11 protein-coding genes are annotated in these 13,665 nt (G+C 58.4%); 6 read left to right on the top strand and 5 right to left on the bottom strand.

Features of this window, described 5'->3' with window-relative positions:
- Positions 1 to 66 precede the first annotated feature (66 nt).
- The 3 genes from LDO27_RS01880 to LDO27_RS01890 are packed head-to-tail and all read right to left on the bottom strand — an operon-like array spanning position 67 to position 3,974.
- Positions 67 to 1,053 carry a Bug family tripartite tricarboxylate transporter substrate binding protein gene (locus tag LDO27_RS01880; protein WP_043355346.1) on the bottom strand — a complete coding sequence of 329 codons (987 nt, stop codon included), beginning with the start codon at positions 1,051 to 1,053 and terminating at the stop codon, positions 67 to 69.
- A gap of 58 nt (positions 1,054 to 1,111) precedes the next feature.
- On the bottom strand, positions 1,112 to 2,335 hold the full coding sequence (locus LDO27_RS01885) for a CaiB/BaiF CoA transferase family protein (RefSeq protein ID WP_043355344.1): 1,224 nt from the start codon (positions 2,333 to 2,335) through the stop codon (positions 1,112 to 1,114).
- A gap of 34 nt (positions 2,336 to 2,369) precedes the next feature.
- Positions 2,370 to 3,974, bottom strand: coding sequence for an FAD-binding oxidoreductase (locus tag LDO27_RS01890; protein ID WP_043355342.1), 1,605 nt, complete (start codon positions 3,972 to 3,974; stop codon positions 2,370 to 2,372).
- Between the two features lie 472 nt (positions 3,975 to 4,446).
- Here LDO27_RS01890 and LDO27_RS01895 point away from each other — a divergent pair, with 472 nt between their 5' ends.
- The 6 genes from LDO27_RS01895 (at position 4,447) to LDO27_RS01920 (ending at position 10,922) form a co-directional block, all read left to right on the top strand.
- A complete protein-coding gene (locus LDO27_RS01895) occupies positions 4,447 to 5,328 on the top strand; it encodes a LysR substrate-binding domain-containing protein (protein WP_043355340.1) in 882 nt (293 codons plus the stop codon).
- A 332-nt stretch (positions 5,329 to 5,660) separates the two neighbouring features.
- Positions 5,661 to 7,172 carry an FAD-linked oxidase C-terminal domain-containing protein gene (locus LDO27_RS01900; RefSeq protein ID WP_043355338.1) on the top strand — a complete coding sequence of 504 codons (1,512 nt, stop codon included), beginning with the start codon at positions 5,661 to 5,663 and terminating at the stop codon, positions 7,170 to 7,172.
- 1 nt (position 7,173) lies between these two features.
- Complete coding sequence (gene glcE / locus LDO27_RS01905; RefSeq protein WP_043355335.1) at positions 7,174 to 8,247, top strand: glycolate oxidase subunit GlcE; 1,074 nt, start codon at positions 7,174 to 7,176, stop codon at positions 8,245 to 8,247.
- A 10-nt stretch (positions 8,248 to 8,257) separates the two neighbouring features.
- On the top strand, positions 8,258 to 9,517 hold the full coding sequence (gene glcF / locus LDO27_RS01910; RefSeq protein ID WP_043358198.1) for a glycolate oxidase subunit GlcF: 1,260 nt from the start codon (positions 8,258 to 8,260) through the stop codon (positions 9,515 to 9,517).
- A 127-nt stretch (positions 9,518 to 9,644) separates the two neighbouring features.
- Complete coding sequence (locus LDO27_RS01915) at positions 9,645 to 10,169, top strand: gamma carbonic anhydrase family protein (RefSeq protein ID WP_043355330.1); 525 nt, start codon at positions 9,645 to 9,647, stop codon at positions 10,167 to 10,169.
- 387 nt (positions 10,170 to 10,556) lie between these two features.
- Positions 10,557 to 10,922: a MarR family transcriptional regulator gene (locus LDO27_RS01920; RefSeq protein ID WP_224040759.1), complete on the top strand. Its 366-nt coding sequence runs from the start codon at positions 10,557 to 10,559 to the stop codon at positions 10,920 to 10,922.
- A 257-nt stretch (positions 10,923 to 11,179) separates the two neighbouring features.
- Here LDO27_RS01920 and LDO27_RS01925 read toward each other — a convergent pair whose 3' ends face one another.
- A complete protein-coding gene (locus LDO27_RS01925; protein WP_043355329.1) occupies positions 11,180 to 12,607 on the bottom strand; it encodes an NAD-dependent succinate-semialdehyde dehydrogenase in 1,428 nt (475 codons plus the stop codon).
- A gap of 62 nt (positions 12,608 to 12,669) precedes the next feature.
- On the bottom strand, positions 12,670 to 13,638 hold the full coding sequence (locus LDO27_RS01930) for a Bug family tripartite tricarboxylate transporter substrate binding protein (protein ID WP_043355327.1): 969 nt from the start codon (positions 13,636 to 13,638) through the stop codon (positions 12,670 to 12,672).
- Positions 13,639 to 13,665: the final 27 nt, after the last annotated feature.

Here is a 13,665-nt window from a genome sequence, read left to right on the forward strand (position 1 = left end):
GTAGTCCACAGGCAGTTTCCGTCGTCGGGGGGTATCCCGACGACGGACCGGCATTCCCGGTGAGGGCTAGTCGAGCCGGACCTTTGCTGAATCAGCCACGCGCTTCCATTTCGTAACTTCGGTGCGCAGAAACGCATCGAATGCTTCCGGGGTGCCGCCTGCGATCTGCGCGCCTTGAGCCATCAGCTTGTCGCGGACCTCCGGATCCTGAAGGGCTTTGTTGAACTGGCTGTTCATCTTAGCAACGATGGCTGGTGAGGTCCCGGTCGGCACCATAAATCCACCCCAAGAAACGGCTTCGTATCCGCTTATCCCGAGCGCTTCATCTACCGTCGGCACATCGGGCAGTGCCGGCAATCGAGTCTTGCTCGTGACCGCAAGAGCCCTGAGTTTTCCACTCTTGACATGTGGCATTCCAGCAAGCGCGGTGGGAAGGGCAACATTGATCTGCTGACCGAGCACGTCTGTGAGCGAAGGCGCGTCTCCCTTATAGGGAACGTGGTTCATCTTGACGCCAGCCATGGTACTAAGGAGTTCCCCGGCCAGATGGCTGCCCGAACCGTTGCCTGCAGATCCAAAGGTAATCTGTCCTGGCTTGGCCTTTGCTAATGAGACCAGTTGGCGCAGGTCCTTCACCGGCGAATTTGCTGCCGTGACGATAATGAGCGGCACCTTTGTCACCAAGACAACTGGCGTAAAGTCTTTCAGCGTGTCATAAGGAAGTCTCCCGTATACGGCCGGGTTGATGGCATTCGGCCCAAGGTTGGCCATCAGCACGGTGTAGCCGTCAGGCTGCGCCTTCGCAACGGCTTCATTAGCGATGATGCCGTTTGCGCCAGGCCGGTTCTCCACAACAACAGACTCTCCCCATGCCTGGCTAAGCTTAGCGCTTAGGAGCCTGGCGGTCACGTCTGAGGCGCCGCCAGGGGGATATGGAAGAACGACCCGAATCGGCTGGACCGGCCATTCCTTAGCGTGGGCGGCGGCCAGACCGATGGTCAGTGTCACTCCGCAAACGGCTAATGCCCCCGCAATTCGTAGCAATCGATGCATGTCTGTCTCCTTTGAACGTGATCTTTATGGTGATCACTGTGGTCGGGCGGATTACACGTCAGATCGTCCCATCGCGGCGCATTGCCTCAATTTGCTCCACAGACTTCCCGAGCTCATTTTTCAGGATGGTTTCAGTGTGTTCGCCCAGCGCTGGGGGCGCGCGAAGGTAGTCGATACTGCTGCGAGAGAACTTGATAGGGTTCGCAACCTGGGGCGCGCTTGCACCGCTGCTGTGGGGCAAAGAGAAAACCATTTCACGCGCCCGGATATGGGGATCCTCCAGTGCTTCTGGAATGCTCTGGATCGGGCCACAAGGTACGCCGACCGATTCCAGCAGTTTGAGCCACGTGTCTCTCTCTTCTTCTTCAAAGCGAGCCGAGAGCACCTCCACAAGACTTTCACGGTTCTTTAGACGATCCGCATTGCGTCGATAGCGGTCATCATCCGGAAGATTGATTAAACCCAGCGCTTCGCACATGGCTCGGAACTGCCGGTCATTACCGACTGCTACGATCAGAGAGCCATCGCTTGCAGGGAATGACTGATAAGGTGCGAGATTGGGGTGCGCGTTGCCCCAACGACGCGGGTGGCTCCCGCCCACCAAATAGTTCGAGGCCTGGTTTGCCAGCCACGCCACCTGCGTATCCAGCAGGCTCATATCGATGTACTGCCCGCGGCCACTGCCGACTCGCTCAAATAGCGCGCTGACAATTGCAACGCTTGCATACATGCCAGTCATCAAGTCCGATATGGGCACCCCGCATTTTTGCGGGCCGCCACCGGGGACGCCGTCGCGCTCGCCTGTGATGCTCATCAGCCCGCCCATGGCTTGCACCACGAAATCGTATCCAGCCCGCTTGCGGTATGGGCCCGTCTGCCCGAAGCCGGTGATGGAGCAGTAGACGAGCCGAGGATTGATCTCACTCAGGGTCTTGAAGTCCAACCCGTAACGTTGCATATCGCCGAACTTGTAGTTCTCAACGAAGACGTCGCAATCTTTGACTAGCTCGTGCAGCAAATCCTGACCGACCTTGCTGCTGACATCCAGAGTGATCGAACGCTTCCCGCGATTGGCGCAAAGGAAGTACGCCGACTCTTCCGTCGTCGTGCCATCCTCACGAGTAAGGAACGGCGGGCCCCAAGCTCGCGTGTCATCGCCGGTGCCGGGACGCTCAACCTTCATCACGTCAGCGCCCAGGTCGGACAATAGTTGCGTGCTCCAGGGTCCAGCAAGGATCCGGCTCAAGTCTAGGACCTTGATACCTGCAAGGGGGCCTGCCATATCTCCTACTCCTCTTTTTTGAGTTTCTAACTAATTAGCTCGGGTCGAACAGCACGCCAGGGTTCAAGACCTGGTGCGGATCAAAGGCCTGCTTGGCGGCCTTTAGCGCGGTGCAGAACAGCTCCGGCCGTTCCTTGTCGTACCAAGGGCGATGGTCCCGACCAAGCGCATGGTGGTGGGTCACCGTACCGCCTGCGTCCACCATGGCTTGCTCTCCAATGCGTTTGATCGCTTGGAACTGCTCGGGCAATCGAGCCTTATCGCCATAGGCAAACCACGTGAAATATGGCGCAGGGCCATCAGGGTAGAGGTGGGTAAAGCGGCAAGTCACCGAACCCGGGCGGCCGGTAACTTCGCGAATGGCCCGATGCGTTTCTGCCTTGACGTGCGCGTGAAGAGCGGCGAACTTGTCCCACGTGCACGCGGTTTCCATGGTCTCGCGCATGACGCCGCGAGCAATGGCGTACTCGCGCAGGTATGGGCCGCGCAGGAACTTGTTTCGCCAGCTCGATGTCGCAGCGTCCGCACCACCTTGGTTTCCGCTGACCGGATCATCGTCCCATTCGCCGCCGCACTCCGCGCAAATTTCCAGTGCTCGCTTCAGGCGTGCCTCGACCGGGTGGTCGGCGGACTCGAATCCCAGCACGAGAATGTCATAGCTGCCGTCGCTCGAACCCGTGTACAAGGCTTCTTCGCGTTCCACAAGGCGGGCATTGGCAGGGTTCAGTCCAGATTGAGACAGTACCCGTGTGGCCTCGACAGCGCGCGCATAGTCACGGAAACGTACGGTCACCTGCTTGCGGAAGACCGGCCGGCGGTGAAGCTTGACCCACGCCTCGGTAATGATGCCCAGTGCGCCTTCGGAGCCGAGGAAAAGTCGATCCGGATTGGGTCCCGAACCCGATACCGGGAAACGTCGGGATTCAATGGCACCCTGGGGCGTTACCACTCGCATGCTCTCGACGTGGTCGTCGATCTGAGTGAACGCGGTCGCAAAGTGGCCTGCTGCTCGCGTTGCGATCCAACCCCCCAGTGACGAGAACTCCCACGCTTGCAGGAAGAATCGCATGGTCAGGCCGGTGGGCTTGAGCTGTCGTTCCAGCTCCGGGCCAAGGACGCCCGCTTGAATGCGCGCGGCCTGCGATGTTTGGTCTACCTCCAGCACTTTGTTGAAGTGCTTCATGTCGATGGACACCACGCCACGGTAACGATCGTGCTCGGGCGGATTCACGCCGGCCACGACGCTGGTGCCGCCGCCGTACGGAACTGCAGCAACGTTCTGGCGCCCGCACCAGTCGAACAGGTCCACGATGTCCTGCTCAGTGCGCGGGTAGGCGATGACGTCCGGCGGGTTGGAAAATTCCCGGCGCATTGCGCGCGCAACATCCATGGTGCCCGCGCCGTAGGTGTGATACAGGCGGTCGTAATGATCGCTTGTGCAGATTTCGCGAAGCGACGCGGGCAGCTGTACGCGAGGTTTGCGCAGCGAAATTTCTTCGGGCGTCGGAAAAGGTGTCGCTTCGAAGTGCTCGACACCCAGCAAGCGTGTCCACGCTGCCTCGAACTCCCGGATTTCGTCCGGCGTGACGGTGTCACCCTCATAGCCCCACCCGTAAAACTTACGACGACGTTCCTGCATTGTTGCCTCCTGTGTGATGTGGTAATCGATTACATACGTTACGGTAACCTGCATCAGAGACTGTAAATAACCAATGCCAGTACGGTGATGAGGCGAAAACAGCACTGCGTGCAATCGATTACATAAGTTTAGATTGGTGCGGCATAATGTCAAGCAGTTAACGCAGTCGCGGCCATGGGTTGGAGCAGGAGTCGACGAAGAGATCGGATCGCTAAGAGACCTTCCCGCGGCGAGGTCACTGTGGGTTGGAGAGCGACTTACTTGGTGGTCTTCCCTTGCAGGGCGTCACGTACGTCCTTGCCTGAGGACCCAGTGAGTCGATCCTGAGCAAGCAATCTGGGGGCGCTTGCTCGTTGCAGCGTTGGCATGGTGCTCGAGCGACAGAGCAGCAAGAAGTGTGGCCGCTCCCTAGGCCTCAAGCGATGACATGCGGCATATCCGCCCTGGGTAGCCCACCAAACGGAGAGAAGATATGGCCCTGCAACACATCCCGCCCATTCAATGTCTTGTCACCTTCGAGACGGTTGCAAGGCTTCGGAGCGCCACACGTGCCGCCGACGAGTTGTGTGTAACAACCAGCGCCGTGAGTCATCGAATCCGCCAGCTTGAATCTCACCTCGGTGTTGAACTCTTCGGGCGGAGTGACTTCACGCTTTCTGCACATGGTGCAGCGTACCTGGCGAATGTCCGAAGCGGCCTCGCTGCGCTACAGCAGATGCCGGTCAAAAATGGAAAAGCCTCTTCCACGCGACTGCGGGTCGCGGTGACCCCAACTTTCTCCAGGCAGTTCCTGATGCCCAAACTGGAACTGTTCCGCAACAAGTATCCGGACATCGACCTTATCTTGCAGGTCTCCATCCCATTCCTGGACGTCACAGCCGAGCCATCCGATTTGGAAATCCGGTACGGCGCCGGCGGATATGCGGACGTCGATCATCGCGTCGTTCTCTCGGAGGAGGTGGCGCCGGCTTGCAGCCCTACCTATCTCAACGAGTTCGGCCCCTTCGAAGGCTTCGAAATGGCGGGTGAAATCGACCAGGCGCGTCTGATACGTAGCCCGCTTGAGCCTTGGACGACATGGTTCTCCTCATGTGGATTGACGAGAACGGAGCCGCATGTGGGCGCTCAATTCAACGATCTAGGGCTTCTCTATGACGCAGCCGCGTGCGGGTTCGGCGTGGCACTAGTGAGGACCCGTATGGCGCAGTCATGGCTAGAGGGGGGGCGACTCATCCGCATATCGGATCGATCCGTGCCTTCACCGATGGCGCACTACTTATGCTGGGAACCTGGGGCCCTGGAGAGATGGGAGTGCGCCGCCTTTATGGAGTGGCTCACCGACTCGCTAAGTTGAGCGGCCCAAACACGGCAATCAAGTTTTCTGCAACTCAACCGCAAATAACTCTCAACCTGCTATATCGCGTGATTGTCTACAGTCAAGTCATGGCGTCTCGTCGACGCCTTTGACAGAAGTGTATTAGAACCTCCCCACACAATGCATCGCATTCATCGCTCAACGTTTGAGCCTCAGCGCCCGGAAGCAACGCTCCGCCTTGGAGCTGCAGCATCCGTCCAGGCTGATTGCGCGGTTCGCCGGCTCGCTACGGTCGCGCCGTCGCTCCGCACTGATTATCCAATAGACCGGCACAGCACGACGCAGCTTCATCGCACCAGGAGGGCAAAGTCATGAATGCGACGCGTGACGGCTGGTTGGCACATCCTACTGACGCTGAGCGGAGGGAAGCCCGGCGTGCGGAAGTGGTTTCCGCGCTAGAAGGCGTGCTGCCTAGGGACCTTATCCTGTCGCAGCGCGAGGACACCCAGCCATTTGAATGCGATGGCCTTACGGCCTATCGGGCGCAGCCGCTCGTCGTGGTGCTTCCCGAAACAGAAGAGCAGGTTGTTGCCATTCTGCGAACGTGCAAGACGCTCGGTGCGCCCGTCGTGGCTCGGGGCGCAGGCACGGGATTGTCAGGCGGTGCGCTCCCACATGAGATGGGCGTGCTCCTTTCGCTCGCTCGTTTTAACCGGATCGTCAGGGTAGATCCTGTGAGTTGTACCGCAGTGGTCCAATGCGGTGTACGCAACGCCGCAATCAGTGAGGCAGCCGCTACGTATGGGCTGTACTACGCCCCCGATCCGTCCAGCCAGATTGCCTGCACGATCGGTGGAAACGTGGCCGAGAATTCCGGAGGCGTCCATTGCCTCAAGTACGGACTCACGTTGCAGAACGTAATGAAAGTACGGGGATACACCATTCAGGGCGAGGCGATAGAGTTTGGATCGGAAGCCCTTGATGTCCCTGGGCTCGATTTGCTCGGCGTCGTTGTAGGCAGTGAAGGGATGCTCGCAGTGACATTGGAAGTCACCGTCAAGTTAATTCCTAAGCCAGAACTTGCGCGATGCATCGTTGCAAGCTTCGACACCGTCGAAGCCGCTGGTGACGCCGTAGCCAACGTCATCGCGGCCGGCATCATCCCAGCCGGCCTGGAACTGATGGACAAGCCGATGACCGCCGCCGTAGAGGACTTCGTGCATGCTGGCTATGACCTGGACGCGGCCGCAATCCTATTGTGCGAGAGTGATGGGACGGCGTTGGAGGTCGAGGACGAGATTGTGAAGATGAATGCCGTCCTCACCGCCAGCGGGGCCACTCGTCTTGAAGCAAGTCAGGACGAGGCGCAGCGTCTTCGTTTCTGGAGCGGGCGAAAGAATGCATTTCCCGCGACGGGGCGCATGAGCCCGGATTACCTGTGCATGGATTCCACGATTCCTCGCAAGAGTCTCGCTGCGATCCTTCGAGCAATCAGCGAGATGGAGGTGCGCTATGGGCTTCGCTGCGTGAACGTGTTCCACGCCGGCGACGGGAATCTACATCCGCTGATCCTTTTCGACGCCAACAATCCCGAAGAACTGCACCAGGCGGAGCAATTCGGCGCAGAGATTCTGGAAACAAGCGTCACGCTTGGCGGGACGGTGACCGGAGAGCACGGTGTGGGCGTGGAGAAGCTGAACTCAATGTGCGTTCAGTTCTCAGGCGCAGAGCGAGAACAAATGTTTGCGCTGAAACGTGCATTCGATCCGCAATCGCTCTTGAATCCTGGGAAGGTAATTCCGACGCTGCATCGATGTGCCGAATATGGTCGCATGACTGTTCGGCGTGGGATGCTGCCGCATCCAGAAATCCCGAGGTTCTAGAATGACGACGATCCCCACGGAAGTGTCTCATCTGATTGAGACAGTCCTGCATGCAAGAAAAACGAAGACCTCTCTCAACATCGTTGGCGGCGGTACGAAATGCTTCTACGGTGAAGAGCCGTCGGGTGAACCGTGTGATGTCCGGCGCCTCAGCGGAATTTGCAGCTATGAACCGTCTGAGCTGGTTGTCACCGCTCGTGCAGGCACACCGCTAGAAGAACTTGAGGCCGTGCTGGCCGAGCACAATCAGTACCTTGCCTTTGAGCCGCCACGCTTTGCTAAAGGAAGTACTGTCGGAGGAGCGGTCGCGGCAGGTCTGAGCGGGCCAGCACGCGTCGGGGTAGGGTCCATTCGGGACTTCGTTCTCGGCGCGACCATGATTAACGGCAAAGGCGAGCTTCTGACATTCGGCGGGCAAGTGATGAAGAACGTTGCCGGTTATGACGTTTCGCGTCTCCTGGCGGGCTCAATGGGAATACTCGGTGTTATCTGTGAGGTCTCGCTGAAGGTTCTGCCCATTCATTCATCGAGGATCACCCTGTTCATTGAACGCGACGAAGCAGGGGCGTTGTCTCTCTTAAACGGGCTGACTCGGCAAGCATTGCCAGTCAATGCGAGTGCCTGGCACGACGGAAAGCTGTTCCTCCGACTGAGTGGTGCAGCCTCTGCTGTCACGGAAGCCAGAAAGCGTTTGGGCGGGACTGAGCTGGAACCAGACGAAGCGTTGTCCTGGTGGGATGCCGTCCGCGACCACCGCCACGACTTCTTTTCACAGAGCGACGCGCCTCTCTGGCGTGTTTCCGTTCCGGCAGTCTCCCAACCCTTCTTGGCCGCGAATCAGCTTATTGAATGGGGTGGTGCATTGAGATGGCTATACACCGACGATCCCATCGAGGACGTTCGGGAAATGGCGTCATCGCTTGGTGGTCACGCCACGCTGTTCAGGGATCCGCATCATAGGAGCGGCGTGTTCACGCCACCGAGCGATGCGCTCTTCGAGATTCATCGCAATCTCAAGCAAGCGTTTGATCCCGATGGCATCTTCAATGTTGGTCGACTCTACCCCGGCCTGTAAGGGGCTCCATATGCAGACAAAACTAAGTCATGAGTTTGCCAACACTCCAGAAGGGGCGGAGGCCGAAGAGATTCTGCGCAAGTGCGTGCATTGCGGCTTTTGTACGGCAACGTGTCCGACTTACCTGCTTCTGGGCGATGAACGTAACGGACCCCGGGGACGCATCTACTTGATGAAGCAGTTGCTTGAGGGGGAAGAGGTCACAGCAAGCACCCAACAGAATCTAGACCGCTGCTTGACGTGCCGGAACTGTGAAAGCACCTGTCCCAGCGGTGTCGAGTACGGCAAGCTAGTTCACATTGGGCGGAAGCTAGTCGATGAGCGAATTCCTCGTCCGCCAAAAGACCGCGCGGTGCGTTGGCTGCTGCGTGAGGGGCTAACTTCGCCATTGTTCTTGCCGGCCATGAAGATTGGCCGAATGGTTCGGCCGCTACTTCCTTCCAAGCTCGCCAACAAGCTTACGCCGAGCAGACCTGCGGGTCAGCGCCCAACGCGCCGCCACGCCAGGAAAGTGCTCATGCTCGAAGGTTGTGTGCAGCCGGCGATGATGCCGAACATCAATTCTGCGACCGCGCGGGTACTCGATGCAGCCGACTTTCAGGTTGTAAGTGTTCCTCGAGCCGGTTGCTGTGGCGCGATCCGGCTGCACACCGGAGATCACAAGGGCGGCCTCGATGATATGCGCAGAAACATCGACGCCTGGTGGCCGGCGATTTCCAGCGGTGAAGTCGAGGCAATTGTCATGAACGCGTCCGGCTGCGGCGCGACCGTGAAGGACTACGCCGACTTGCTAAAGCATGACGCGGAGTACGCCGAGAAGGCAGCTCGGGTTAGCGAGTTGACCCGCGACCTGAGCGAATTGCTTCCTGAACTTCTGCCAAGACTGCGCGGCAAAGTCAAAGCGTGCGACAAGCCGGCCTTGGCGTTCCATCCGCCGTGCACGCTGCAACACGGCCAGAAGCTGCGGGGAGTGGTGGAGGAGCATCTGGGACAGTTGGGCTTTTCCGTTCATCGTGCCAGCGTGGAGAGTCACCTTTGTTGCGGCTCAGCCGGCACCTACTCCGTTCTGCAGCCCGAAATTTCACTCCAGCTCAGAGACCGCAAGATCGAGCATCTGAGCGAGAAGCAACCTGACTGCATCGTGTCCGCGAACATCGGTTGCATCCAGCATTTGCAAAGTGGAACGCCCACGCCAGTAAAGCACTGGATCGAGGTACTGGATGATGCAATCGAGCCGGCAGTCCAACCAGAGGAACAAGTATTTATCTAGCGGCAGGGCAAGAAACGGCGTCGAAGTCGGCACGGGCTGCGAGAGCGGCCCATGCAGTAGTGTTTCGCCTCCTGCAAGTAACGCGGTCGGCGAAAAGTTAGTCACATCAAGATAAGAGGAGCATTTTGTGGCGATCTATCGAATTGGAGAGAAAGAACCGACAATTCATCCGAGCTCGTATGTATCCGAGCATGCGGTAATCATCGGCGACGTGGAAATCGCCGAAGACGTGTCCATCTGGCCCGGCGCTGTGATCCGCGGCGACAATGAAAAGATCACGATTAGGCGAGGCGTGAACGTCCAGGAGGGGGCTGTGTTGCACACCGATCCTGGCTTTCCCGTCGAGGTAGGCGAGATGGTCTCCATTGGACACCAGGCGATGCTTCACGGTTGCAAGGTCGGAGCACGTAGTCTGGTCGGCATTCAGGCTGTGATCCTGAATGGATCCGAACTCGGACAACAATGCCTCGTGGGGGCCGGATCCTTGATCGGCGAGCGCAAGAACTTCCCGGCAGGAGGCTTGGTCATGGGCACACCTGCAAAGCAGGTACGTGAACTAACGGAGGAAGTCAAAGCTGCGATCGAGAAGAACGCTGACGACTACATTAACAAGGCGAAGACGTACAAGAAGGACCTGGTCAAGCTGAGTTAGCAAGCTCCGCGCGTCGGCGGATCAAGCGTCGACGCCTTGAGACGAGAGCGCCAGCCAGCGCCTCGTCTCGTCATCCCTCTCCATCAAGATTGGTGCTCCGGCCATCGCGAACGAACGCGACAAGGCCCGGCCTTGAGTTGCTACCCGGCCACAGGCACAGAACCCCTTCACGCGCCGCCGCTGTCTGCGTGGTCGCTACCCTCACCAGTCGGACCATATCGACTCGGTGCCTCCAGGTACTTCGCGCGATCATTCTTCACTGAATCGTTATATCATCTGCTCAGTGATTGCCCCCTTTTTGTAGACATGACAGAACCTACGGTTGAAATGCTTGCGGACGAACTTAGACCCCGCTTGATGCGGATCGTTGTAGCGCTGCGGCGGGAAATGAGAGCGGCGCACGTGCCCCCCGCGCAGAGCGCTGTTCTTAGTGCATTGCTCGTAAGAGGGCCGATGCGAGTTAGCGATCTGGCCAGGAATGAAGGCGTCAGATTGCCTACGATGACGCAGATTGTCGGGCGGATGGTCGACGCCGAGTTAATCGCGCGCTCCGCACCCGTCGGCTCGTACAACAACATGATTCAGATTACTGATGAAGGCCGGGCTGTGGCCGGCAAATTGGCCGCACAGCGGACGGCGGCACTGGGCAAGCGCATGGAGGGATTGACGCCCGAGGAGTTGCAGACGGTGATCGCGATGTTCCCCATCATCGATAAGATGTTCAAAAGAGAACCGTGGCTGGACCACGAGTAATACCAACGAAATCTTCCTGGAAGACGACACGATTCGAGAAGGCTTATCGCTAGCCGGCCGCGCTTGCGCTGCAACTGCGGAGCCATGCAGGGAGTTGTCAGAGTCGCCGAGAGCAACCGCATCGCCCAATATGGGGCGCACTGCCGCGACCTATACGCTAATAAAAAAGGCGCCTAACACTCACTTAGGCGCCAAAACCTGACTGGGAACGTAGCTTCGGGGGAAAGGGCGACGTATCGCCCTTTGCGGCCCCCGATCTACACTTGAGTTACAAATTTCGTGACGAGATAGCCGTCGAACGTCTCGGTCCCACCCTCACTCCCGATACCGCTATCTTTAATGCCTCCAAACGGTGTTTCGGCGAGAGCGCTTCCAAAGTGGTTGATGTTGACCATGCCGGCCTCAAGGCGGGTAGAGACAGCATGCGCTGTCTTCGCTGACTCGGTAAACACGTAAGACGACAGGCCGTAAGTCAGTTTGTTCGCCCGTGCCAGCACCTCATCCAGATCGTCGAACGTTACAACCGGGGCGACAGGGCCGAATGGCTCGCAAGTCATGAGCATGGAGTCGTCTGAAATGTCTATAACGACGCTGGGCGCGAAGAAATGTCCTGTGTCGCTGCACCTGGTCCCTCCCACGACAACCTTTCCGCCGCGCGCTTTGGAGTCGGCAATCAACCCTTCCATTGCAGCAACACGGCGTTGGTTTGCGAGCGGTCCCATCTGTGTCGAGCTGTCTATACCGTTGCCGACCCGCACTGCGCCAATGACGTCCGTAAAACGCCTGAGGAACCTATCGTAAGCCCCGCGCTGGACGAAGAAGCGGGAGGGCGAGACGCATACCTGACCAGCGTTTCGCAGCTTGTAGTTTGCAAGCATCTCGGCGGCGGTATCGACATCCGCATCGTCGAAGACGATTGCAGGGGAGTGACCACCAAGCTCCATAGTGATTCGCTTCATATGGGATCCTGCTAGAGCTGCTAGTTGTTTGCCAACAGCAGTGGACCCCGTAAAGGAGATCTTCTGGACCAGCGGAGATGCAATGAGGTGTGCTGACACCTCCGCCGGGACGCCAAATACAATGTTTAAGCAACCAGGAGGAAGGCCCGCATCATGGAACAGTTGAGCGATCGCCAGCACGGCACTCGGTGTCTCTTCTGGTCCCTTCAGAATGATCGTACAGCCTGCGCCAAGCGCGGCAGAGATTTTCCGGATCGCCTGATTGAAGGGAAAATTCCAAGGGGTGAAGGCTGCGCAGACTCCGACCGGCTGACGTAGCACGAGCTGGCGGACGTTAGGGTTGCGGCTGGGGATCACGCGGCCGTAGATCCGCCGAGCCTCTTCTGCATGCCAGTCCGCATGCTCTGCACAAACCGTTACTTCGCCCACGGCTTCGTGCAGAGGCTTCCCCTGGTCAATGGTCATGTTGCGGCCGATTTCCGGCGCCCTTTGACGGGCGAGCTCCGCAACTTTACGCAAGATTGCACTGCGTTCCAAAGGCGATGAGTCGCGCCACGTCAGGAAAGCTCGATGAGCCGCCTCGACGGCGGTGTCGAGGTCCTCGCGGGTGGCGAGCGGCAGTCGCCCAACGACCTCCTCCGTCGCAGGATTGACTACGTCCTGGTGTCGCCGGCCTTCAATGCCGAGAAATTCGCCATTGATGTAAAGGGATAATTCTGGATACACAGCGTGTACTCCAATGACTAAGAGGTTAGCTACGAAATTCTGTGCTTGTGACGGAGGTCGATCTATTCGAGCTTAAAATCACCGACCTTAATTACTGCATCAATGCTCTTCTTGCGCTGCTTAAGGTAGCCCTCGAAATCCTCCGGGGACTGCGTAATGACTTCCATTCCAGTGCCTTGCATCCGCGTGCGAAGCTCGCCGTTCTTCAAAATCGTAGCGACATCGCTCTGCATTTTTTTGATTGCGTTCTGGGGCATCTTGGCAGGCGCATACAGGGCGATGGTTCCCGTAAGCTGGACGTCAATCCCCGCTTCCTTGAATGTAGGGACGTTTGGCAGCATAGGCGAGCGTTCTGGCGTCGACACGGCAAAGGCCTTCACTTTTCCAGCCTTAACGAGTTGCGCGATCGGTGCCATATCGATCATGAGCATATCGATCTCGCCTGAAACGATAGCGGGGACACTTTGCCCAGCACTCTTGTAGCCGACTGGGGTCATCTTTACCCCGGTCTTTTGCGCGAACTCCTCCATACCGACACGCATGCCCAAGTTGGCCCATCCGTACGTGAACTTCCCGTTGGCCGCACGAGCTGCCTTAATGAGGTCAGCGAGGTTGTTGTATGGCGCGGAAGCCGGGGTCACCACAACGAGTGGGGTTGCGGCTAGCCCGCTCACAAGGGTGAGTTCCTTGGTGGGATCGACAGCAACAGTGGGGCGCAAGTTTGCGTCGATGATCAACGTGGACGGGGGCATGACCAGAAGGATCGAACCGTCCGGTTCAGCTCGCGCGACAGCCTTGCTGGCGATCGCCCCGTTTGCGCCTGGCCGATTTTCGACGATTACGGGCCGATTCCAGATTTTTGCCAGCTCTTCGCCAACTGCGCGTGCAACTACGTCGGTGCCACCGCCCGGTCCGTAGCCAACAAAGAGCCGGACCGGCAACGGGCCAGATTGCTGGGCGTACAGGATGGAGGGCAGGGCCAGGGAGCAGAGTAGGACTGCTCTGCGGATAGCCGAAGCGGGTTTTGTCATGTTGTCTCCTCTTTTATTATGAAATAC

The organism is Cupriavidus respiraculi, assembly GCF_914271545.1.
In the GTDB taxonomy this organism is placed as follows: domain Bacteria; phylum Pseudomonadota; class Gammaproteobacteria; order Burkholderiales; family Burkholderiaceae; genus Cupriavidus; species Cupriavidus respiraculi.

What these genes read in the sequence shown, in the direction of transcription:
- LDO27_RS01920 (WP_224040759.1), top strand. Translation starts at nt 10,557, where the DNA reads ATGAGAGCGGCGCACGTGCCCCCCGCGCAGAGCGCTGTTCTTAGTGCA.
- LDO27_RS01895 (WP_043355340.1), top strand. Translation starts at nt 4,447, where the DNA reads ATGGCCCTGCAACACATCCCGCCCATTCAATGTCTTGTCACCTTCGAG.
- glcF (WP_043358198.1), top strand. Translation starts at nt 8,258, where the DNA reads ATGCAGACAAAACTAAGTCATGAGTTTGCCAACACTCCAGAAGGGGCG.
- LDO27_RS01890 (WP_043355342.1), bottom strand. Translation starts at nt 3,974, where the DNA reads ATGCAGGAACGTCGTCGTAAGTTTTACGGGTGGGGCTATGAGGGTGAC.
- LDO27_RS01885 (WP_043355344.1), bottom strand. Translation starts at nt 2,335, where the DNA reads ATGGCAGGCCCCCTTGCAGGTATCAAGGTCCTAGACTTGAGCCGGATC.
- LDO27_RS01930 (WP_043355327.1), bottom strand. Translation starts at nt 13,638, where the DNA reads ATGACAAAACCCGCTTCGGCTATCCGCAGAGCAGTCCTACTCTGCTCC.
- LDO27_RS01900 (WP_043355338.1), top strand. Translation starts at nt 5,661, where the DNA reads ATGAATGCGACGCGTGACGGCTGGTTGGCACATCCTACTGACGCTGAG.
- LDO27_RS01880 (WP_043355346.1), bottom strand. Translation starts at nt 1,053, where the DNA reads ATGCATCGATTGCTACGAATTGCGGGGGCATTAGCCGTTTGCGGAGTG.
- glcE (WP_043355335.1), top strand. Translation starts at nt 7,174, where the DNA reads ATGACGACGATCCCCACGGAAGTGTCTCATCTGATTGAGACAGTCCTG.